19 protein-coding genes are annotated in these 22,034 nt (G+C 70.4%); 1 reads left to right on the top strand and 18 read right to left on the bottom strand.

Features of this window, described 5'->3' with window-relative positions:
* Positions 1-12: 12 nt before the first annotated feature.
* From ACVW07_RS02220 to ACVW07_RS02305, 18 genes are all read right to left on the bottom strand, one after another.
* Positions 13-1,611: an RICIN domain-containing protein gene (locus ACVW07_RS02220; protein ID WP_456817658.1), complete on the bottom strand. Its 1,599-nt coding sequence runs from the start codon at positions 1,609-1,611 to the stop codon at positions 13-15.
* Positions 1,611-2,276 carry a PulJ/GspJ family protein gene (locus ACVW07_RS02225; RefSeq protein ID WP_456817659.1) on the bottom strand — a complete coding sequence of 222 codons (666 nt, stop codon included), beginning with the start codon at positions 2,274-2,276 and terminating at the stop codon, positions 1,611-1,613. The genes ACVW07_RS02220 and ACVW07_RS02225 overlap by 1 nt, the downstream gene beginning before the upstream one ends.
* Positions 2,273-4,045, bottom strand: a complete 1,773-nt coding sequence (locus ACVW07_RS02230; protein ID WP_456817660.1) for a type IV pilus modification PilV family protein — start codon at positions 4,043-4,045, stop codon at positions 2,273-2,275. The genes ACVW07_RS02225 and ACVW07_RS02230 overlap by 4 nt, the downstream gene beginning before the upstream one ends.
* Before the next feature lie 90 nt (positions 4,046-4,135).
* The gene (locus tag ACVW07_RS02235; RefSeq protein WP_456817661.1) at positions 4,136-4,567 is read right to left on the bottom strand and encodes a prepilin-type N-terminal cleavage/methylation domain-containing protein; all 432 of its coding nucleotides are present in this window, start codon (positions 4,565-4,567) and stop codon (positions 4,136-4,138) included.
* A 32-nt stretch (positions 4,568-4,599) separates the two neighbouring features.
* Positions 4,600-5,064, bottom strand: a complete 465-nt coding sequence (locus tag ACVW07_RS02240; RefSeq protein ID WP_456817662.1) for a prepilin-type N-terminal cleavage/methylation domain-containing protein — start codon at positions 5,062-5,064, stop codon at positions 4,600-4,602.
* A 32-nt stretch (positions 5,065-5,096) separates the two neighbouring features.
* The gene (locus tag ACVW07_RS02245) at positions 5,097-5,558 is read right to left on the bottom strand and encodes a prepilin-type N-terminal cleavage/methylation domain-containing protein (RefSeq protein WP_456817663.1); all 462 of its coding nucleotides are present in this window, start codon (positions 5,556-5,558) and stop codon (positions 5,097-5,099) included.
* Positions 5,559-5,789: 231 nt separating this feature from the next.
* Entirely contained in the window at positions 5,790-6,209 is a 420-nt protein-coding gene (locus ACVW07_RS02250) for a type II secretion system protein (RefSeq protein ID WP_456817664.1), read from the bottom strand.
* 8 nt (positions 6,210-6,217) lie between these two features.
* Entirely contained in the window at positions 6,218-7,450 is a 1,233-nt protein-coding gene (locus ACVW07_RS02255) for a type II secretion system F family protein (RefSeq protein ID WP_456817665.1), read from the bottom strand.
* The gene (locus ACVW07_RS02260; protein ID WP_456817666.1) at positions 7,450-8,775 is read right to left on the bottom strand and encodes a type IV pilus twitching motility protein PilT; all 1,326 of its coding nucleotides are present in this window, start codon (positions 8,773-8,775) and stop codon (positions 7,450-7,452) included. The genes ACVW07_RS02255 and ACVW07_RS02260 overlap by 1 nt, the downstream gene beginning before the upstream one ends.
* 367 nt (positions 8,776-9,142) lie before the next feature.
* Complete coding sequence (locus ACVW07_RS02265) at positions 9,143-10,816, bottom strand: GspE/PulE family protein (RefSeq protein WP_456817667.1); 1,674 nt, start codon at positions 10,814-10,816, stop codon at positions 9,143-9,145.
* 108 nt (positions 10,817-10,924) lie between these two features.
* Entirely contained in the window at positions 10,925-11,821 is an 897-nt protein-coding gene (locus ACVW07_RS02270; RefSeq protein ID WP_456817668.1) for a shikimate dehydrogenase, read from the bottom strand.
* Between the two features lie 70 nt (positions 11,822-11,891).
* Positions 11,892-13,082 carry an endolytic transglycosylase MltG gene (gene mltG, locus ACVW07_RS02275; RefSeq protein WP_456817669.1) on the bottom strand — a complete coding sequence of 397 codons (1,191 nt, stop codon included), beginning with the start codon at positions 13,080-13,082 and terminating at the stop codon, positions 11,892-11,894.
* 7 nt (positions 13,083-13,089) lie between these two features.
* Complete coding sequence (gene ruvX, locus ACVW07_RS02280; RefSeq protein WP_456817670.1) at positions 13,090-13,653, bottom strand: Holliday junction resolvase RuvX; 564 nt, start codon at positions 13,651-13,653, stop codon at positions 13,090-13,092.
* 1 nt (position 13,654) lies between these two features.
* A complete protein-coding gene (gene alaS, locus ACVW07_RS02285) occupies positions 13,655-16,333 on the bottom strand; it encodes an alanine--tRNA ligase (RefSeq protein WP_456817671.1) in 2,679 nt (892 codons plus the stop codon).
* 79 nt (positions 16,334-16,412) lie between these two features.
* Positions 16,413-16,769 (bottom strand): hypothetical protein, encoded by a 357-nt coding sequence (locus ACVW07_RS02290; RefSeq protein ID WP_456817672.1) that lies wholly within the window; start codon positions 16,767-16,769, stop codon positions 16,413-16,415.
* Complete coding sequence (locus tag ACVW07_RS02295) at positions 16,769-17,134, bottom strand: DUF948 domain-containing protein (protein WP_456817673.1); 366 nt, start codon at positions 17,132-17,134, stop codon at positions 16,769-16,771. Before ACVW07_RS02295 ends, ACVW07_RS02290 begins: the two co-directional genes overlap by 1 nt.
* A gap of 166 nt (positions 17,135-17,300) precedes the next feature.
* The gene (gene rpsD / locus ACVW07_RS02300; protein WP_456817674.1) at positions 17,301-17,927 is read right to left on the bottom strand and encodes a 30S ribosomal protein S4; all 627 of its coding nucleotides are present in this window, start codon (positions 17,925-17,927) and stop codon (positions 17,301-17,303) included.
* Between the two features lie 235 nt (positions 17,928-18,162).
* Entirely contained in the window at positions 18,163-19,536 is a 1,374-nt protein-coding gene (locus ACVW07_RS02305; RefSeq protein ID WP_456817675.1) for a replication-associated recombination protein A, read from the bottom strand.
* 222 nt (positions 19,537-19,758) lie between these two features.
* On the opposite strand from ACVW07_RS02305, the gene ACVW07_RS02310 reads away from it, so the two are divergent.
* Positions 19,759-22,002 (top strand): MMPL family transporter, encoded by a 2,244-nt coding sequence (locus ACVW07_RS02310; protein ID WP_456817676.1) that lies wholly within the window; start codon positions 19,759-19,761, stop codon positions 22,000-22,002.
* Positions 22,003-22,034: the final 32 nt, after the last annotated feature.

Below are 22,034 nucleotides of genomic sequence, written 5' to 3' on the forward strand. Positions count from 1 at the left end.
CGGACTCCCCGGTCAGTTGATCTCCCTCAGGTCGTCCAGCCGCGCCTTCTGGTCGTTGGCCGGGGCGTTCCACTTCTGCTCGGGGCCGTTGTTGCACGGGGCCACGATCAGCTTCGACCACATCTCTGTGGCCGACATCTTCTCACCCAGGGAGATGCAGCGGCCGTGCGTGTCGACGAAGGTCCAGCTGTCGCCGTACGTGCTCTCCTCGGCGTGCCGGGTCCACTTCTGGTTGGCCGCGCCGCTGCAGGTCTTGAAGATGGGGTAGGCCGGGTTGTCGGTGGCGGGCGGGGTCTGCAGGCAGTAGTCGCTGCCGTTGTTGACCTTGATCGTCTGGTTCGCCAGCGCGCCCTTCAGGCCCGTCGGCTCGTTGTAGTACCACTTGTGGTTCCACTCGACGTGGGTCTTGGCCAGGCTGGGGTCCTGCTTGCACGGGTAGCTGATCTCGAAGGTGGCAGCGATGTTCGCCCCTGTCACGTCCATGCAGCGCCCGAACTCGAGGAAGTTCACGATCTGGTTCGACGCCTTGCTCGCGTTGCCCGCGCCGACGCGGGGATCGGGGTCCCAGGAGCCGGACGTGACGTTGTTGCCCATGCACGCGCTGTAGTGCAGCGTCTTGCCGACCAGGTCCGTGTCCGAGTACTCCGCGCCGGCGTTGAGGCAGAAGCCCGTCGCGGGCGACGGCTGGTTGTTGTAGTCGGAGTTGTCGTTCTTCTGGCCGATCCACTTCGCGCCACCGATCCAGCTGAAGTACTGCGTCACGCTCGCCGAGCTGCACTTCTGCAGCGTGACCTCGATGTTGCCACCCGTCCCGGCATTGCCGGTGAGGCACATGGCGGTCGTGGGACCGCCGAGGTCGGTCACGGCCAGGTGGATCTTGTAGTCGGTCGCGTAGGACCACAGCACCGTCGGGTCGTCGTCCCGGCAGGCGGACGCCGGCTGGTACGTCACCTTCGAGCCGGCGGTCTGCCCGGAGGCCTTCAGGCAGTGCTTGTCGCCGAACGCGTAGATCACGCCGCCGGCGATGTTGTTGTTCGTCACCTGGAACGTGTAGACGGTCTCGATCGCGCGGTCACCCTGGGCGGTCGCGAGACCCGGAACGCCCGCGTCGAGCCCTTCGGCGGACAAGAGGGCGAAGCTCGGGGCCGTCCCGACGCCCGTGGTGGTCGAGCAGTTCATCTTCTCGGCGGCGCGCCACGCGGCGTCCTTGCCGGCCGGGTTCTCGTCGAAGTACGTCACGCTGACGACGTACCGCAGCGTCGACGTCGCCGCGCCGACGCGCCCCTGGACGGTGCACGGCAGCTTGGCCGGGTTGCCGTAGATCTTGCCGGTGATCGCGTCGGGCGCACCGAGCGCCGAGCGCATCTGGCTGAGGGCCGCGTCCAGACCGGTCTCCGCGGCGAACACGGTCCGACCGTTCTTGTCGGCGAACATCGTGGGGCGCACCTGGGCGGTGACCACGCCCAGCATGAGCACGCTGAGGGCCGTCATCACCATGATGAGCAGGATCGCGGTGAGCATCGCGATACCCCCCTCCGGGTCACCGGCGACCCGGCGGCGGACGGCCGCTCGGACGGACGAGAGCACGAGACGCACAGGACGGACGGCCATCAGGGCCTCCCCAGCTGGTTGCAGACGGGAGTGACGTTGGCGCCGGCAGCGGTGACGGCGTTCGACTGGGACGAGCTCGAGGTGTTCCGGGCGACGAAGACGGAGTCGATCATGGCGCCGCTCTTGCCGCCGGCCGCGCCCTTGCCGAGGTCGAGGTGCACGGCGAGCCGCTGGTTGAGGTTCACGGAGTCGGCGGGCGTGAAGGTGAAGGGCCGGTCCGTGACGACGCTCAGGTCGTTGCGCATGTTGGTCGCCATGGTGAGCCAGGCGGTCGCCGTCGGCGTCGCCACGTTCGGCCAGGACCGGCGCTCGAGCTTCCGGGTCGTCGACGAGTAGCGCCACTGCACGCACTTCGGCTGCGTACCGCCCTCGACCGCGGTGATGAGGTACTCGACGTAGTAGGTGCCCGCAGTCGCGCCGGCACCGCCGGCGTTGACCCCGCTGGAGTAGCGGACCTCCTTGTCGAGCTTCTGGAAGATCTTCAGCGCCGTGTCCCCCGAGTCGCCGACCACCTGGGCGCGTGCCGTGTTCTTCGTCATGACGACCACGCCCGACATGAAGATCACGACGACGACCGAGAAGATGCCCATCGACACGATGAGCTCGGTCAGCGTCATCCCGGAGTCGTCGGCGCGGCGCCGCAGGACCTCTCGCAGCCGGCTCACAGGTTCACCGTCACGCTGTTGACGACCGTGTTCGACGAGAACGACGTGCCGCTGGTCGACTCGAGCCGGTACGAGTACGTGAAGGTGCAGGCCTTCAGGATCGAGGTCTTCGGAGTGATCTTCACGGTGCCCGCATTCGCGTCGACGATCGAGACCGACCCGCAGTTCGTGTCGCTGGAGCCGCTGATCAGCGCGATCTTCAGCTTGGTGTTCCACGCCGATGCCACGGGGGTGTCGTTCGTGCCCACCGCCACGACCGGGGGGGTGTCCCCCTTCCGCAGGGTGAAGACGCCCTCCGCGGTCGCGACCGGGGCCGACACCGTGATCGTGTACGTCCCCGTGCTGCTGACCTTCGGACCCGCGGGGTTCGTGACGGTGAACGGGAAGGTGTAGTTCCCCGGCACCTGCCCCGCGACCTGGTTGAACGTGGCGGCCGTATTCGTCGGCGAGTTCAGCGAGACCGTGCCGGACGTCGGCTGGCCGAGCAGCTGGATCGTGTACGTCGGCGAGTTGAGGGTCTTGTTCAGGAGGTCGAGGTTCGCCGTCGTCGCGACCCCGCTGAACGACACGGCGATCGACGGCGTGCCCGCGCTCGGCGTCACCGGCGTCTGCTGGGTGACCACGACGTTCACCGTCGTGCTCTCGAGGCCGGACGAGTCCTGGACCTTGTACTTGAGGGTCACGTCGCCGACGTAGGTGCTCGGTGTGTAGTGCAGCATGCCGCCCGTCACAGTGCCGCCGCCGCTCACCGGGACGATCGTCAGACCGGTGCCGAGGTCGTTGAACAGGACGTCGATGTCGATGTCCGGGCCGCCCGCGGTGGCGGTCGCGGTGTCGGCGACGGCCTTCGGGTTCACCGTGATGGTCACGGTCGCCTCGTTCGACTGGCGACCGGCGGCGTCCTTGAGCTTGTACTTCAGGAACGTGATCCCCGAGAAGTTGCCCGGCGTGTACGTGATCGAGCCCATCCCGGTGCCCGACGTCACCGGGGCGGCGGTACCGAACGCGGGGTTCTGCGTGATGGTCGTGGGGTTCGCCGTGACGGCGCCCATGACGTCGTTGACGAGCACGTCGGTCGGCAGCGAGGTGGTGGTGCCGGCCACCGACGAGATCGCGTCGTCGTACGCGACCGGCTTCGCGGTGAGGTTCCAGTTGGCGTCGAGCGTGGGGTCGACGAGCGTCGAGGTGCGGTACTCGCACGCGGCGGCCGTGCACGACCCGGCCTTGCTGCTCTTCCAGGCCACCACGACCGTGACGCGGTACAGCAGCACGTCACCGGACGCACCCGTCTTCACGCACGTCTGGTCCGCCGTGCTGGCCGTCGCCGGCCGGTAGCAGGTGCCGATGAGCGTCGTCACCTTGTAGTCCATGTTCGAGACCCGGTACGTCTTCACCACGGGGATCGGGAGGCTGGCGCCGCGCGTCGCGGCCCAGGCGTCGGAGACCTTGTTCATCTGCGCGACGTCCGCGGGATACGCGAGCCAGGCGGCGTCGGTGGCGCCGGCGGTTCGGCCGATGAGCAGACCGCTCACGTGGTTGACGGTGTCCACCTCGCGAGGCGTGACGGACCGCACCAGCTCCATCGCCTGGTTGGCCACGGCTACCGACGCCTGCGACCGCTGCAGGTGGGACGTGTTCTGCATGGCGCGGACGAAGAAGCTGAGCGCTGCCGCGGCGACCACGCCGAGCAGGAAGAGCGCGACGACGACCTCGATGAGGCTGAAGCCGGAGTCGTCGGAGCCTGTGCGGGCTCCCAGTGCCTTCTTCACCGTCCGTACCTCTCTGGTCGTCAAGAAATGGTCTTCCGGGGACGGCCGAGGCCGTCCCCGGAAGACCCGAGCACTAGCTGAGGTGCAACGTCACGGGGTGCAGGACGCGGTGCCGGCGGGCATCAGGCCACCGCCCTGGCTGCTGTACCAGAACCCGTCGGTCGTGTTGGTGCCCTTGGGGTTCGTACCGTGGATGCAGTACGAGTCCTTCGCCGTGTTCGTCGTCACGGTGACCGTGTTGCCCGCACTCAGGGTGGCGGCAGGCGTGTTCACGGCGATCGTGCCGGTCGTGGCGGCCACGGCCAGGTACTCCTGCTTGTCCGTGTAGTACGTCTCGAGCTCGTTGGCGACCGTGCGCAGGTCGGACTTGATCGACGCGTCGACCGCCTTCTTGCGCTGGTTGAGGAACACCGGGATCGCGATGGCCGCGAGGATGCCGATGATGATGATGACGACGAGGAGCTCGATGAGCGTGAAGCCCTGGTCCTTCTCGTCCATGGACTTGCGAACGCGAGCGATCATGTCAAGCCTCCGTATGTGTCTGGGGAGTGGGATCAGGAAACGGCGCAGGTGCCGCTGACGGCGGTGGACTGCAGGCCGCCGGCGTTGCTGACGTACTGGTAGCCCTTGCCGGTGCCACCGGTGCCCTTGGAGTTCTCGCCGTAGACGCAGAACGCGTCGCCGGTGCCGTTGATCCCGTACTTGATGACGTTGCCGCTGCTCATCGACACCTGGTTGCCACCGGTGCCGACCGTGACCTTGCCGCCGGCGCCGCCGGCCTGCGTGAGCTCGGTGGCGGCCGGGTACTTCTGGGCGTCGGTGTAGTACGTCTCGAGCTCGTTGGCGACCGTGCGCAGGTCGGACTTGATCGACGCGTCGACCGCCTTCTTGCGCTGGTTGAGGAACACCGGGATCGCGATGGCCGCGAGGATGCCGATGATGATGATGACGACGAGGAGCTCGATGAGCGTGAAGCCCTGGTCCTTCTCGTCCATGGACTTGCGAACGCGAGCGATCATGTCAAGCCTCCGAAATGTATGGGGGGTGGGGATCAGGCGACGGTGCAGGTGGAGACGGCGGTGGAGCTGAGGCCGCCGGCGTTGCTGACGTACTGGTAGCCCAAGGTCGTGCCGTTGGTGCCCTTGTCGTTCATTCCGAGCAGGCAGTACGCGTCCTTCGTCGCGTTGAGCTTGAAGGACACCTTGTTGCCGGAGCTCAGGTGGATCGCGCTGCCAGACGTGACGGTGATGGTGTTCGTGCCGTCGGTCGCACCGGTCGAGGCGGTCACCGCGGTCGGGTACGCCTGCGAGTCCGTGTAGTACGTCTCCAGCTCGTTGGCGACCGTGCGCAGGTCGGACTTGATCGACGCGTCGACCGCCTTCTTGCGCTGGTTGAGGAACACCGGGATCGCGATGGCCGCGAGGATGCCGATGATGATGATGACGACGAGGAGCTCGATGAGCGTGAAGCCCTGGTCCTTCTCGTCGAGGGACTTGCGAACGCGAGCGATCATTTGCTCGACTCCGTTTCGGTCTCAGATGTCATGAATGAGTGGTGCGGCAATGTGCGCATCGCCGTCGGCTTCTCGCACTGACCCGTTCTTCGGCACCTGGCGTCCGGACTTGAGCGCCGGACGCGGGTGACCGGCCGAGTTCACTCGGATGACGCAGTTCGCACCCGGACGGGCGATTTCTGCCGCGGGCGCGCGACATTCCGGTAATACCGTGCGGCGACGACGAAACGGTCAGGGCAGGGTGAACGTCGCCGCGGACGGGCAGACGGCCGTCGCGTCGGCCACGAACCCGCCGCGCGTCGTGTCGTACACCCACGCGTGGGACGGGCCGATCCCCGCAGGGTGGTCCCCGCTGAGGCAGAAGTCCTGACCCGTCACCACGACGTCCACCGTGTTGCCCGCGCTCGTCACCGCGTCGCTCTTCACGACGGCGGCCGTCAGCGGCAGGTCGCCGGTCGTCGTCCGGCCGGCCTCCATCGCGGTCGCGACGGTCCGCAGGTCGGACTTGAGCGACGCGTCCACGGCCTTCTTGCGCTGCCCGATGAACACGGGGATCGCGATGCCGGCGAGGATGCCGATGATGATGATGACGACGAGGAGCTCCAGGAGCGTGTTGCCGTCGTCGCGGGTCTGCGCCCGCAGCCTGTGCACCGTCGGCCTCAGTTGATGAGGTTGAAGACGGAGAAGATCGGCATGTACAGGGCGATGATCATCGAGCCGATGAGCGAGCCGAGGACCACGATCATGAGCGGCTCGATGAGCGACGTGAGCTGCTCGGTCGTCGCCTCGACCTCCTGGTCGTAGAACTCGGCGATCTTCTCGAGCATCGTGTCGAGCGCACCGGTGTCCTCACCGACGGCCATCATCTGGACGACCATGGGCGGGAAGACGGAGTGCTGCGAGAGCGGGCCGGTGAGCGAGTTGCCCGACCGCACCGACTCCTGGACGGCCTTGGCCGCGCGCTCGATGACGAGGTTGCCGCTCGTCTCGCCGACGATGTCGAGGGCCTGCAGCAGCGGGACACCCGCGTGCAGCATCGTGCCGAAGTTCCGGGTGAACCGGCTGACGGCGATCTTGCGGAACAGGTTGCCGAACACCGGCACCTTGAGCTTGATCGGGTCGAGCCGCTCCCGAACGAGCCGGTCGTTCTTGTGCCGGCTCCACCAGGCGGAGAAGGCCACGACGACGATGACGAGCGGGACCGAGATCCACTTCAGGAGGCCCGAGAGCATCACGAGGATCCGCGTCGGCAGCGGCAGCTCGCCACCCAGGCTCGCGAACATCCCCGCGAACACCGGGACGATGAACAGCAGCATGCCCACGACCGCGAGGATCGCGATGATGAACACGACGACCGGGTAGGTCATCGCCGACTTGACCTTGCCGCGCAGCTTGACCTCGGACTCGAAGTTCTCCGCGACGGACACGAGCACCTGGTCGAGGAAACCGCCGACCTCGCCGGCCTTGACCATGTTGATCATGAGCGGCGGGAACACGTCGGCGTGCTTCGTGAGCGCCGCCGAGAACGAGATGCCGACCTCGACGTCGTTGCGCACCTGGGCGAGACGCTTCGCGAGCGGCTTGCTCTCCGTCTGCTCCGCGAGGATGGCCAGCGAGCGCAGCAGGGACAGACCGGCGTCGATCATGGTGGCGAGCTGGCGCGCCATGATCGCCAGGTCCTTCAGCGTGACCTTGTTCCCGAAGCCGGGGATGGACAGCTCCTTCTGGAGCCCGGTGTTGCCGACCTCGTTGATCGACATGGGCGCGAGGCCCATCGACTTGAGGCGGTTCGCGACCGCGGCCTGGTTCGGCGCCTCGATCCGGCCCTTGACGATCTTGCCCGAGCGGTCCCGGATCGCGTACTCGAACGTCTTTGCTGTCGTCGTGGCCATCAGAGACGCCCCTCCGCGTAGTAGGCCCCGCCCATGCCGGACTTGGCGATGCCCGCACCCGCCGAGCCGCCCTCGGCACGGCCCGTGAGCCGGTTGAAGTCCTCCATGTGGTGGCACTTGTCCAGGCCGGTCTCGTACGAGATCTTCCCGGTCTTGACGAGCTCGGCGAGGTGCTGGTCGAGCGTGTGCATGCCCTGCTGGGCGCCGGCCTGCATGGCCGAGTAGATCTGGTGCGTCTTGCCCTCACGGATGAGGTTCCGGATGGCGGGGGTCGCGATGAGCACCTCGGTCGCGACCGCGCGTCCCGGACCGTCGGCGCGCTTGCAGAGCGTCTGGCAGACGACGCCCTGGATGGCGCCGGCGAGCTGGGTGCGGACCTGGGCCTGCTGGTGCGCCGGGAACACGTCGATGACGCGGTCGATGGTCTGCGCGGCGTCCTGGGTGTGCAGGGTCGCGAACACGAGGTGACCGGTCTCGGCGGCAGTCAGCGCCACCGAGATCGTCTCCAGGTCGCGCATCTCACCGACGAGGATGATGTCGGGGTCCTGCCGCAGCACGTGCTTGAGGGCGTTGGCGAACGAGAGGGTGTCCTGGCCGACCTCGCGCTGGTTGATCAACGACTTCTTGTGCCGGTGAAGGAACTCGATCGGGTCCTCGACCGTCATGATGTGGTCCTCGCGCGTCCGGTTCGCGAGGTCGACCACCGCCGCCAGCGTCGTCGACTTGCCCGACCCGGTGGGGCCGGTGACGAGCACGAGGCCACGCGGGAGCCCTGCGAACGAGCCGACGATCGGCGGGACCCCGAGTGCCTCGAGCGGCTTGATCTCGTAGGGGATCACACGGAACGCGGCGCCGATCGACTCACGCTGCTGGTACAGGTTCACACGGAACCGGGCGAGGCCGCGGACCGAGTACGACAGGTCGAGCTCGAGGTTCGTCTCGTACTTCTCACGCTGCTTCTGCGTGAGGATCGCGTACAGCGATCGGCGCAGCGGCTCCGGCATGAGCATCTCGAAGCCCTCGAGCGGCCGCAGCGAACCGGAGACGCGCACCATCGGGGGGGACCCCGTCGTGAAGTGCGCGTCCGAGGCTCCGAGACGCACCATCTCCGAGAGCACGTCGTCGATGACGACGTCGCCCTCCTGCTTCTCCTGGCCCGGGCCGGAGCGCGCGGGGCGGACCCGGACGGCCGGAGCCGCGGACGGCGCCGGGGGGGTCGGCGCGGACGGCGCGGGCATGTGCCCCGGCGCGCCGGGCATGGGAGCCTGGGCGGCCTGAGGCGCGGGAGCGTGGGTCGGCGCCGGCGGCATGGTCGGCTGCGGCACGAAGGTCCGTCCCTGGGGGCCGCCGGGAGACCGGCTGGTAGGTGGCGGTCGGGGCGCCCGTGGGCGCCGCGAGCGGCATGCTCCCCGCCGCCGGAGCGCCGGCGGGCGGCTGCTGCGGCCCGTGGCTCTGCGACGGGACAGGCGAGTACATCGCCGTCATGGGGACGGGCGCGCCCGCCTGTGGCCCGGCCGGCCGGTACGGCGGCAGCGGTCGCGAGGGCTGCCCCTCGGGGGCCCGGTAGGACTCACTCACGTCATTTCCTCCACAGGTCGCCTGTCCTCACGACAGCACGGACGCTCGGGCCCCCGACAGGGTGCTCTGCTGGTTTCATCGGCGGACGTCCCGCCGGACTTGAGGATGAGCACGTCACGCGACGACGCGCAGGATCTCCTCGATCGACGTGTGGCCGAGGGCCACCTTGTGCCAGCCGTCGTCGCGGAGCGTGATCATGCCGTTCGCGACCGCGGTCGCGCCGATGTCGGCGCTCGACGCGTGCGCGACGGCCATCCGCTCGATCTCCTCGGTGACGGGCATGACCTCGTGCAGGGCCAGCCGGCCCCGGTACCCGGTCTTCGAGCACGTGACGCAGCCGACGGGCCGCATGAGCTCGGGCAGCGGCTCGCCCGGCAGCCACGGGAAGCGCGCGGCCTCCAGCTCCTGGGCGGACGGCCGGTACGGCTCCTTGCACTTGCCGCACAGCTTGCGCGCGAGCCGCTGGGCGACGACCGCGTCGAGCGCGGACCCGACGAGGAACGGCTCGATGCCCATCTCCGTGAGTCGCGTCACGGCCGACGGTGCGTCGTTCGTGTGCAGGGTGGACAGCACGAGGTGGCCGGTGAGGGCCGCCTCGATCGCGATCTGCGCCGTCTCGTGGTCACGGATCTCGCCGAGCAGCACGACGTCCGGGTCGGAACGCAGGATCGACCGGAGTGCCGAGGCGAACGTGAGCCCCGCCTTCGGGTTCACCTGCACCTGGTTGATCCCCGGAAGTCGGTACTCGACCGGGTCCTCGACGGTGATGACGTTGATCTCCGGCTTGGACACCGCGTTGAGCGTCGCGTAGAGCGTGGTCGACTTCCCGGAGCCGGTGGGGCCCGTGACGAGGATCATCCCGTAGGGCTTGGTGTACGCCGTCCGGTAGGTCTCGTAGTTGGTCTCGAGGAACGAGAGGTCCCGCAGGTCGAGGCTCGCCGTCGAGTTGTCGAGGATTCGCATGACGATCTTCTCGCCCCACACGGTGGGCAGCGTCGCGACGCGGAGGTCGATCTTGCGACCGTTGTGCACCACCGACATGCGCCCGTCCTGCGGCTTGCGCTTCTCGGCGATGTCGATGTCGCTCATGATCTTCACGCGGCTGATGACGCCGCCCTGGATCTGCTTGGGAGAGCGTTGCGTCTCGTGCAGCACGCCGTCGATCCGGTAGCGGACCCGCAGGTCGTGCTCGCTAGGCTCGATGTGGATGTCGGACGCGCGGTCGGTGATGGCCTGGGTGACGAGCAGGTTCACGTACCGCACGATCGGGGCGTCGTCGTCGGCGACCTCGCCCATCTTCGAGAGGTCGGTCTCCTGCTCGACGTTCTGTTCCTCGAACGCGGAGGACAGGTCCTCCATCTCGTCGTCGGCGCGGCAGAACCGGTCGATGGCACGCAGCAGGTTGTCGTACGTCGCGACGACGGCGATGACGGGCATGCCGGAGACGGTCCGCACGTCGTCGACGGCCATCACGTTCCCGGGGTCCGCCGTGGCGAGCACGATCGAGCCGTTGCTGAACGCGACCGGCAGCACCGTGTACCTGCGACAGAGCGCCGCGGGCACGACCGAGACCGCCGCGCGGTCGACCACGAACTCGTCCAGGTCGATGAAGTCCATGCCGACCTGAGCCGCAAGCGCCTTGACGAGCTGCCCCTCGGACAGGATCCCGAGCTCGACGAGCGTGCGTCCGAGAGAGAGACCCCTGCTCATCTGCTCGTCCATGGCGGCCAGCAGCTGCGCCTCTGAGACGAGGCCTTCGTCGAGCAGGATCTCCCCGAGCTGCTTCACGCGCGTTCCCTCCGGTCCAGGCCCGGCCGGCTCTCGCGCGCGGGTCCACTCGGCTCATCGGCAGGACGAGCGGTCCGCGTGAGGGATTCGGTCGGTTCCGTCCGGTGACTAGGGCGAGAGCCGCGCGTCGAGAGCGTCCGCCATGGCGTCCACCGGGCCCGGGCGACCGGTCATGAGCCGCACCTGCTCGACCGCCTGGTGGAGCAGCATCCGCTCGCCCCGGACGACCACGCCGCCCCGGGCCGCCCAGGCCGCCGACAACGCGGTGGGGCGCGGGTCGTAGGCGACGTCCAGGAGCACACCGCGCGGGAGCCGGGCCGGCAGCGTGGCCGCGAGGTCGTCGGCGGCGTGCGGGGGCAGCGTCGAGACGACGACGTCCCCGGTGCCGATCTGGTCCGCCGCGTGCTCGAGCGACCGGAACACCGGCTGCACGCCCATGCGGTGGGCGGCCCGCATGAGCCCGCCGGCCCGCTGCACGGAACGCACGTAGACCACCGGCGTGGCACAGCCGAGCTGTCCGAGCGCGGCGAGCGTGGACGCGGCCGTCGCACCTGCGCCGAGGACTGCCGCCGTGCCCACGCGTGCGGCGGCACCCTCAGGCAGGCCTTCGCCGAGGGCGGTCACCAGGCCGTACACGTCGGTGTTGGCCCCGACGAGCACGCGGCCGGGCCCCGATCCCTGGAGCAGCACGGTGTTCACGGCGCCGACCACCTCGGCCAGCGGCTCTACGTGGTCGAGCAGCCCCAGCACGGTCTGCTTGAGCGGCATCGTGAGGCTGAGCCCCGCCCACGTGTCGTCGAGCGTGCCGACGAAGCCGGCGAGACCGTCCTCGGTCACGTCGACGGCGTCGTAGCGCCAGTCCGACAGCCCGAGCGCGGCGTACGCGGCCCGGTGCAGGGTCGGCGAGAGCGAGTGCGCGATCGGGTGGCCGAGGACCGCCGCACGCGAACGGGGTCGGGTGCTCGCCGGGTGCTCGGCCGGGCTCTGCGGGACGGGGCGATCCATGGGCCGGAGCATAGGTGCCCGACGGGCGACCACTCGTGGGTGGTCGCCCGTCGGAAGGCGGTGCTGCTGCCTACTGGCCGTGTTCTTCCTGCCACTTGCGCAGCTGCGCGACGTTCGCCTGGTGCTCCTCGTTGCTGTCCGTGAACAACGTCTCGCCCGTCTCGGGATCGACCGTGCACCAGAACAGCCACGGCCCGTCGGCGGGGGCGAGCACGGCGTCGATGGACTTCTCCCCCGGCGACGAGATGGGTCCGGGCGGCAGCCCGACGCGCACGTACGTGCTGTAGTCGTTCGCCGGGTCGTTGTTCTCCGCCCGCGTCGGGGCGCGCCCACCGAGCCGGTACGCCGTCGTCGCGTCGATCTGGAGCGGCATCTGCCTGGCAAGGCGGTTCTCGATCGCCCGCGCCACCTTCGGGCGGTCGTCATCGAGCTTCGCCTCCCGCTCGATGATCGACGCCTTCGTGAGCACCGTCTCCCACTGGTCGTTCGGGACGGCCCTCGCCGTGAGGACGGCGACCGTCTTCGCGGTCATCTGCTGCAGGACGCTCGTGGCGGACGCGCCGGGCTCCACGGGGTACGTCGCCGGGAAGAGCCAGCCCTCGAGGTTGCCGGCCGCCTCGGCAGGCAGGCCGATCGACGCCGGGTCCGCCGCGGCCGCCCGGAGCTCCTCGATCGGGATCAGGGTGACCTCGTTGACCTTCGAGAGGATCTGCTCGGCCGTCTGCCCTTCCGGGATCGTCACGCCCATGGTGGCCCGGCTGGCCGGGTTGAGCAGCGCCGCGACCGCGTCGGAGGCCTTCATCTCCAGCAGCAGGTTGTACGTGCCCGGCTGGATCGAGATCGCATCGGGATTTGCGGCGTACGCACGGTTGAACGCCTTCTCGGTCGCCACGACACCGGCGACCTGCAAGGTGTGCGCCATGACCGCACCGGTGTCCCCCTTGGCCACGACGACGCGCGCCGCGGGGTGCCCCGGTCCCGGGTAGTCCTCGACGCCCGCCGCGGATCCACCCCCGCTGAAGACCCCGCCGACGAGCTCGAGCACCACGTACCCCGCCCCGGCGACGAGCACGAGCGCCACGAGGAGCACCCAGATCGAGCGGCGGCGCCGCTTCTGGCGCTCACGCTGGGCGCGGGCGCGACCGCGGGACCGGGAACGCCGGGACTCCGCGGACGACTTGTCCGTGGGGTCGCCGAAGAGCTCTGTCACCTGGTCACTCCGCTCCACCGGTGCCCACCAGTCGGTCTGGCTGTTGCTCACGTGTGCGTCACCCCAGAGTCGTTCCTCCGTCACCCGCAGCCCCCCCGCGCGTCATACGACCGTGCTGAGGTGGTCCGGCATCGACCCGTTCTCCGGGCTGCCGTCCCGTCGCACGCTCCGCGTCCAACGCGTACTGCAGTATCACCACCGCGGCCGCCTGGTCGACGACCTGCCGGTGGCGGCGTCCGGATCGGCCGGACGCATGCAGCGCCTGATGGGCGGACACCGTGCTCATCCGCTCGTCGACCAGCCGCACCCGGACGGGTGCGACGGCCTGCGCCAGTTGGACAGCGTACGCGCGCGCGGCAGCTGATGAGGCGCCTTCGGAGCCCGACAGGTGCCGGGGAAGTCCGACGTACACGACTACCGCACCACGTTCACCCACCTCGCGCACGATCTGTGCCACGTCCACCGCGACGCGCCCGCCCGTCGCCTTCGCGTCGCGGGCGAGCGTCGCCACGGGCGTGGCCAGGACCCCGTCGGGGTCGCTGGTCGCGAGACCGACCCGCACGGAGCCGACGTCGACCGCCAGGCGTACCCCACGGACGGCGTCCTCCTCGTCGCGGGCCACGTCAGGCGCTCAGCGCACCGACGACCGCGGACAGCGCCTCGCCGAGCCGGCCCGCGTCGGTACCGCCCCCTTGCGCCAGGTCGTCCTTGCCGCCGCCGCCGCCGCCGAGGATGCCCGACGCCGTCCGTACCAGCGCGCCGGCCCGGATGCCCGCGGTGCGTGCCGCCGCGTTCGTCGCGACCACCACGACGGGACGACCGTTGCTCGTGCCGCCGACGGCGACCACGGCCGGGGACGACTCGCCGAGCCGGTTGCGCAGGTCGAGGACCAGCGCCCGCACGTCGTCCGCAGAGACCTCACCGGCGTCGTGCGTCACGACGCGGGTGCCACCGACCGTCTGCGCGCCGTCCACGATCGAGCCGGCCGCCGCGAGGAGCTGGCCGGAGCGCAGCGTCGCCAGCTTCTTCTCGGACTCCTTGACGCGCGCGAGCAGCGTGGACACGCGGTCCGCGAGCTCGTCCGGGCGGGCGCCGAGCAGCCCCGAGAGCTGGCCGACGAGCGCGCGCTCCTTCGCCTGGTACCCGTACGCACCGGCACCGACCAGCGCGTCGACACGACGCACGCCGGACCCGATCGCCGACTCCGAGAGCAGCGTGACCAGGCCCAGCTCGCCGGAGCGCTTCACGTGCGTGCCGGCGCACAGCTCGAGCGACCAGTCGCCCCCGATGGACACGACGCGGACCTCGTTGCCGTACTTCTCGCCGAACAGGGCCATCGCTCCCCTGGCCCGTGCCTCGTCGATCGCCATCACGGCGTCGGTGACCTCGAGGTCGTCCTGCAGCCGGTTGTTGACGCGCTCCTCGATCTCGCCGACGACCTCGTGCGGCACCGCGGACGGTGACCGGAAGTCGAACCGGAGCCGGCTCGGCGCGTTCAGCGAGCCCGCCTGGGTCGCGGTGTCGCCGAGCGACTCGCGCAGCGCCTTGTGCACCAGGTGCGTCGCGGTGTGGGCGCGGGCGATCGCCTGGCGGCGCGACCTGTCGATGCGCGCGACGCCGCGCTCGCCGAACGTCACCGTGCCGTCGACCAGCCGGCCGTGGTGCACCGACAGGCCCTTCACCGGCGCCTGGACGTCGTCGACCTCGATGCGCGCGCCGCCGTCGAGCACGATCACGCCGGTGTCCGCCTGCTGGCCGCCCGACTCCGCGTAGAACGGCGTCACGTCGAGGACCACCTCGACGTCGGCCGGAGCGGTGGCCGCCGGAGCGGGCACGCCGTCGACGAGCAGCCCGACGACCCGCGACCGCGCCTCCGCGTCCGTGTACCCGACGAACTGCACGGGCTTCGAGGTGGTCTCGCTGAGCGTCGAGTGCAGCTCCTGGTAGGCCGCCGTGTCGGCACGTCCCGCACGCTTCGCGAGCGCGTCCGCCCGCGCCCGCTCCCGCTGCGCCTGCATGAGCGTCCGGAACGCCTGCTCGTCCACCGAGACGCCCTGCTCCGCCGCCATCTCGAGAGTCAGGTCGATCGGGAACCCGTAGGTGTCGTGCAGCGCGAACGCCTGGTCCCCCGACAGCACGGGCGCCGGGGCGCTCTTCGCCGCCTGCACGGCCGTGTCGAGGATCGTCGTGCCCGCCGCGAGCGTGCGCCGGAACGTCTCCTCCTCGGCGTACGCCACCTGGCTGATCCGGTCGAAGTCGCGCGCCAGCTCCGGGTACGACGGGCTCATCGCGTCCCGGCTCATGGGGAGCAGGGTGGGCAGGGCGAGGTCCTCCACGCCCAGCAGTCGCATGGCCCGGATCGACCGGCGCAGCAGCCGGCGCAGCACGTAGCCGCGGCCCTCGTTCGACGGCGTCACGCCGTCGCCCATGAGCATCAGCCCGGACCGGACGTGGTCCGCAACCACCCGCATGCGTACGTCGTCGTCACGGTTCGCGCCGTACCGGCGACCGGACAGGCTCTGCGCGCCCTGGATGACCGGGAACACCTCGTCGATCTCGTACATGTTGTCGACGCCCTGCAGCAGGTACGCGACCCGCTCGAGGCCCATGCCGGTGTCGATGTTCTTCTGCTTGAGCTCGCCGAGGATCGGGAAGTCCTCCTTGCCCCCGCCGTCACCCCGCTCGTACTGCATGAAGACGAGGTTCCAGATCTCGAGGTACCGGTCCTCGTCGACGACGGGCCCACCCTCGGCCCCGAACTCCGGCCCGCGGTCCACGTAGATCTCCGAGCACGGGCCGGACGGGCCACGCGCACCCGTGGACCAGAAGTTGTCCTTCCAGCCGCGGCGCTGGATGCGCTCGTCGGGCAGCCCCGCGACCTGCTTCCAGAGCGCTGCCGCCTCGTCGTCGTCGTGGAACACCGTGACCCAGATGGTGTCCGGGTCGAACCCGTACCCGCCGTTCTCGCGCGCGCCCGTGACGAGCTCCCACGCGTACGTGATCGCGCCTTCCTTGAAGTAGTCGCCGAACGAGAAGTTGCCGTTCATCTGGAAGAACGTGCCGTGCCGGGTGGTCTTGCCGACCTCCTCGATGTCGAGGGTCCGCACGCACTTCTGCACGCTCGTCGCGCGGGGCCACGGCGGGGTCTGCTCCCCGAGCATGTACGGGATGAAGGGCACCATGCCCGCGATGACGAACAAGGTCGACGGGTCCGGCGAGATGAGCGGGGCCGACGGCACGACGGTGTGGCCTCGGCCCTCGAAGTAGTCGAGCCAACGCTGACGGATCTCGGCGGTACGCATGGTGTCCTCGTGTGTCGTTCGGTCCTGTCCCGGTCGGGACATCGTGCTCGTGCCGTGCCCTGCACTGCGACGTGATTGGTCAGAAGAACGCGTAGCCGTCGTCGTCGTCCGGGTCCTCCGTCGGCCCGACCCAGTCCTGGCGGGTCCGACGAGCGGCCCAGGTGCGACGCAGGTCCTCCACCCGCTCCGGTCGCTCGGCACGCAGTGCGTCCACGTCGGCGTCGCCCGTCAGGTCGCGACGCAGCTGCTCCTCCCGCTCGGCCATGCCGGCACGGAACTCGTGCTGCGCGGTCCGGACGGCGGTCATGATGCGGCCCACCCCCTGCACGGCCTCCGTGGTGCCCGCCGGGACGTAGGCGTCCAGCAGCGCGCGGCCCTTGCGCACCAACACCACCGTCGCGACGACTCCCACGCCGACCCACACGAGACGGCGCATCACTTGCCCCGGCGGCTCGTGGTGAGCCCGGCGAGCGCCCGGCGCGCACCGTAGGAGAACGCCGCGACCTTGATCATCGGCGACCCGACGGTCGCCGCGAACAGCGCCGTCAGCGCCGAGACGTTCTCCGACACCTGCGCAGCGGCGGTCGTCACCGTGTCGATGTTCTGCAGCTGCGTGTTGGACGACGCGACGAGAGTCGCCGTCTCGTCCAGCACCGGGACGGTGTGGTCCGTCAGCTCCTTGACCGACGTGCGCGCCTCGTCGAGGACACGGCCCAGCTTGACCAGCGGGACCGCGAGCGCCCCGACAAGAAGAACGAACGCGATCGCCGCGACAAGCCCGGCGACATCCCCGACCGACATGCACGTCCTCCTGTTCAGGGCCCCGAGTGCGGCCCGACGACCCCGCCGGAAACCCTACCCACCAACCCGCCGTCGGCGCGCACGCCGCGACGGCCCCGGCACGGTCCGGACGCACGAACGCCCCGCGTGCGCGGGTGCGCAGCGGGGCGTTCGTCGACCGGGTGGCTCAGCGGGCGTAGTACTCGACGACCAGCTGGACCTCGCAGGTCACGGGGACCTCGGCGCGCTTGGGGGCGCGGACCAGGACGGAGCTGAGCTTCTCGAGCTGCACGTCGAGGTAGCCCGGGACCGTCGGGAGCACGTCGCGGTGCGCGCCGGCGGCGGCCACCTGGAACGGCACGGTGGCCTGGCTCTTCGGCTTGATCTGCAGCGTCTGGCCGGGCTTCACGCGGAACGACGGGCGGTCCACGATCTTGCCGTCGACCAGGATGTGCCGGTGCACCACGACCTGGCGGGCCTGCAGGATGGTGCGGGCGAAGCCGGACCGCAGGACGAGCGCGTCGAGACGCGTCTCGAGGTTCTCGACCAGCGCCTCACCGGTCAGGCCCGGGGCCTTGCGGGCGTCCTCGTACGCACGGGCGAGCTGCTTCTCGCGCAGGGCGTACTGGGCGCGCAGACGCTGCTTCTCGCGCAGACGGACGGCGTAGTCCGACTCGGTCCGGCGACGGGCACGGCCGTGCTCACCGGGCGGGTAGGGACGCTTCTCGAAGTGCTTGACGGCCTTCGGCGTCAGGGCCAGGCCGAGTGCGCGGCTCAGGCGGACCTGGCGACGCGAACGGGTCACACTGCTCACAGAGATACTTCCTGTCGTTTGTTGACGTCACACCCGCGAGCGGAGATCCGGCGGGCGTGGGACCGACCATGGTGCGCGGCGGGTGCTGCGCGGCTAGGGCCCCAGGTGGCCGTCCGCCCGGCTGTGCCCGAGCTGCAGGCACACCCGTCGCGAGGACGACCTGCACACCTTACCGTCTCGACGTGCCCGGACCGAATCGGTGGGCAGCATCGGTGGGCAGCCCTGCCGCGGGCCGTCAGCCGCGGTCGTCCAGGATCGCTCTCACGCGCTCCAGGCGCTCGGCGACCTGGCGCTCGTACCCGCGGTCGGTCGGCTCGTAGTACCGGGTGCCCACGAGCTCGTCGGGCAGGTACTGCTGCGCGGCCACGGCATGCGGCTCGTCGTGCGCATACACGTACCCCGCGCCATGGCCGAGCGGGCGGGCCCCCGCGTAGTGGGCGTCGCGCAGGTGCGTCGGGACCGAGCCGATCCTGCCCGCCTGGACGTCGGCCAGGGCCTTGTTGATGCCCGCGTAGGCCGCGTTCGACTTCGGCGCGGTCGCGAGGTGCACCACGGCCTCGGCCAGGATGATCCGGGCCTCGGGCATGCCGATCAGGGCGACGGCCTGCGCCGCCGCCACCGCGGTCTGCAGTGCGCTCGGGTCCGCCATGCCGACGTCCTCGGCCGCCGAGATGACGATCCGCCGGGCGATGAACCGCGGGTCCTCCCCCGCCGCGATCATCCGCGCGAGGTAGTGCAGCGACGCGTCCACGTCGGAGCCGCGCACCGACTTGATGAACGCGCTGATCACGTCGTAGTGCTGGTCGCCGTCGCGGTCGTAACGGACGGCCGCGACGTCGATCGCCCGCTCCACCGTCTCGAGGCCGACGAGCACCGGGCCGTCCGCCGCCTCCTCGTCGGACAACGCCGCACCGGCGGCCGCCTCGAGGATGGTGAGCGCCTTGCGGGCGTCCCCGCCGGCCAGGCGCAGGAGGTGGTCCTCGGCGTCCTCCGCCAGCGTCACCGCTCCACCGAGCCCGCGCTCGTCCTCGACAGCACGGCGCACGAGGATGCGCACGTCGTCCGTGCCGAGCGGCTGCAGCGTCAGGAGCAGGGACCGGGACAGCAGCGGCGAGTTCACCGAGAAGGACGGGTTCTCGGTGGTCGCGGCGACGAGCGTGACCCAGCGGTTCTCCACGCTCGGCAGGAGCGCGTCCTGCTGGGCCTTGGTGAAGCGGTGCACCTCGTCGATGAACAGCACCGTCTCGGAGGCGTCCGTGGCGAGCCGCCGACGGGCGTCCTCGATGACCGCGCGGACGTCCTTGACCCCGGCGGTGACCGCCGAGAGCTCGACGAACCGACGACCCGACGTCGCGGCGATCAGGTACGCCAGCGTCGTCTTGCCCGTGCCGGGCGGCCCCCACAGGACCACTGAGGTGGGCGCGGCCCGGACTGCGGCGTCCTGCGCGGGCTCCACCAGCCTGCGCAGCGGCGAGCCGGCCACCAGCAGGTGCGCCTGCCCGGCGACCTCGTCCAGCGTGCGCGGGCGCATCCGCACCGCGAGCGGCGCACCGGCACCCACCGCGGGCACACCCGTGGCGGTCGACGTGACGGCGTCGAACAGGTCCATGCGGGCAGGGTACGCACGCCCACCGACCGCCGGCCCCACGGCTGCGCGTCCGCCGGACGGGCGGCGGGCTGGTTCAGGACCGTCCACGGGACGGGCTCGCGCTCGACGAGCGGCTCCCGGACGCGTCGACACCGTCGCGACGGCCTCGGTGAGGGCGACTGTCCGGGTGCTCCGAGACATCACGCCTCCGATGCGTGGTTTCCCGGCGGTCGACCTGCGACGATGACCGGCGTGTTCGCCCGACTCGGCCGCGCTGTGGCCCACCACCCCCGTCTCACCGTCCTCGTCTGGCTGGTGGTGGCGGTCGCCGGCTACGCCCTGGCCGTGGTGGGAGTGCACGGCGAGAGCCTGTTCGACCGGCTGACCTCCGGTGCTCCCGGTGTGCCCGGCTCCGAGAGCGAGCAGGCCCAGGCGATCCTCGAGGGCAGCGGCGCGCGCGGGTCGTCGCTCACGCTCGTCCTGCACGACGTCGACGCGGAGGACCCCGAGGTCGCGACCGCGTTCGCCCCCGCACGCGAGGAGCTCGTCGCGATCGACGGCGTCGCGGCGGTCATCGACCCGCTCGCGCTGCCGGGCGGTGTCACGAACCCGGCAGCGGCGCCGCTGGTCGCCCAGGACGGGGACGGCTTCCTCGTGGTGGTCGAGATCGACCCCGAGCTGGGCGAGGATGCCCGACAGACGGCGCTGACGGACGTCGAGGAACGGCTCGAGCAGGTGCCGGACGACCTTCGCGACGTCGCCCCGGACGTCACGGGGATCGTGGGCGGCACCACGCTCATCGTCGGCGCGATCAACGCGCAGGTGGAGACCGACCTGCGCACCGGCGAGACCATCGCCCTGCCCATCGCGCTGCTCATCATGGTGCTCGTGTTCGGCGGCTTCCTGGCCGCCGCGATGCCGATGGCCGGTGCGCTCGCGTCGATCGCGGGCGGCCTCGCCGTCCTGCTCGGCTTCTCCTACGTGCTCGACCTCGACGCGTCCGTGGTCAACGTCGTCACCCTGCTCGGTCTGGGGCTGTCCATCGACTACGGGCTCCTGATCGTCTCCCGCTTCCGCGAGGAGCTGCATCAGCTCGTCGACACCGACGGCGGCGCGGGCAGCCGACGGCGCCGAGGCGACGGCGCCGTGATCCACGCTCTCGAGCGCACGATGGCGACGGCGGGCCGCACCGTGACGTTCTCCGCCGTCATCGTGGCCATCGCGATCGCCGGACTGCTCGTGTTCCGGCCCCAGATCCTGCGGGCGATCGGCGCCGCAGGTGTCGCGGTCATCGTCGTGGCCGTCGCGACGGCACTCACGCTGGTCCCCGCCCTCGTGGTCCTGGCCGGACGCCGCCTCATCAAGCCGAGCATCCTCTCCCGGATCCCCGGCCTGCGGTCCGTCCTGGCCCGGACGTCCGACGTGCAGTCCGAGGAGGGCGCCTTCTCCCGCAGCACGGAGCGGGTCCAGCGCCACCCCTGGCTGGTGCTGCTCGGATCGCTCGGCGTGCTGGGCCTGCTCGCGCTGCCGCTCGCCCACATCGAGCTGCGCAACTCCACCACGGAGCTGCTGCCCGCCGGCAGCACGCAACGCGAGTTCGTGGACCTGCTGGCCGACCAGTACCCCGCGTCGACGACCCCGCCGGTCACGGTCGTCGCGGAGACGACGCTCGAGGAGGCGACCGCCTGGACGGCGACCTTGGAGGACGTCGACGGCGTCGCGTCGGTGGACCCGCCGTCCGTGCTCGGCTCCTACGTGGTGATCGGCGTGCGGCCCGAGACCGACGATCCGGGCGGCGCGGCGGCGCGCTCGGTGGTGCGGGACGTGCGGTCGCTCGACGCGCCCTTCCCGACGTGGGTGACCGGTCAGGCCGCCACCGAGATCGACTTCACCGCGGCGCTCGGGGACCGCGCGCGCCTCGCCGTCGGGATCGTCGCCGGAGCCACGCTCGTGCTGCTGTTCTTGATGACCGGATCGGTCGTCGTGCCGGTCAAGGCACTGCTGACGAACGTGATCTCCCTGGCCGCGTCGCTCGGCGTGCTGGTCTGGGTGTTCCAGGACGGGCACCTGTCCGGGCTGTTGGGATTCACGTCGGCCGGCGGCATCGAGACGTACGTCGTCGCCCTCGTCATCGCGTTCGCGTTCGGGCTCGCGATGGACTACGAGGTGTTCCTGCTCTCCCGGATCAAGGAGCTCTACGACAGCGGGCTGCCCAACGACGCGGCGGTGCGGCTCGGCCTGCAGCGCTCCGGGCGGATCATCACCTCGGCGGCGGCGATCGTCATCGTCGTGTTCGCCGGCTTCGTCGCCGGGCAGATGCTCGTCATCAAGGAGGTCGGCTTCTCGCTCGCCGTCGCCGTGCTCGTCGACGCGACCCTGGTGCGGCTGCTGCTCGTACCAGCGACCATGACCATCCTCGGGCGCGCCAACTGGTGGGCGCCGAAGTTCCTGCGCCGACTGCACGCCCGGTTCTCGATCAGCCACTAGGGGCCCGACGTCCGGCGTCACGTCATGACGGC

The organism is Cellulomonas sp. URHB0016, from assembly GCF_054057935.1.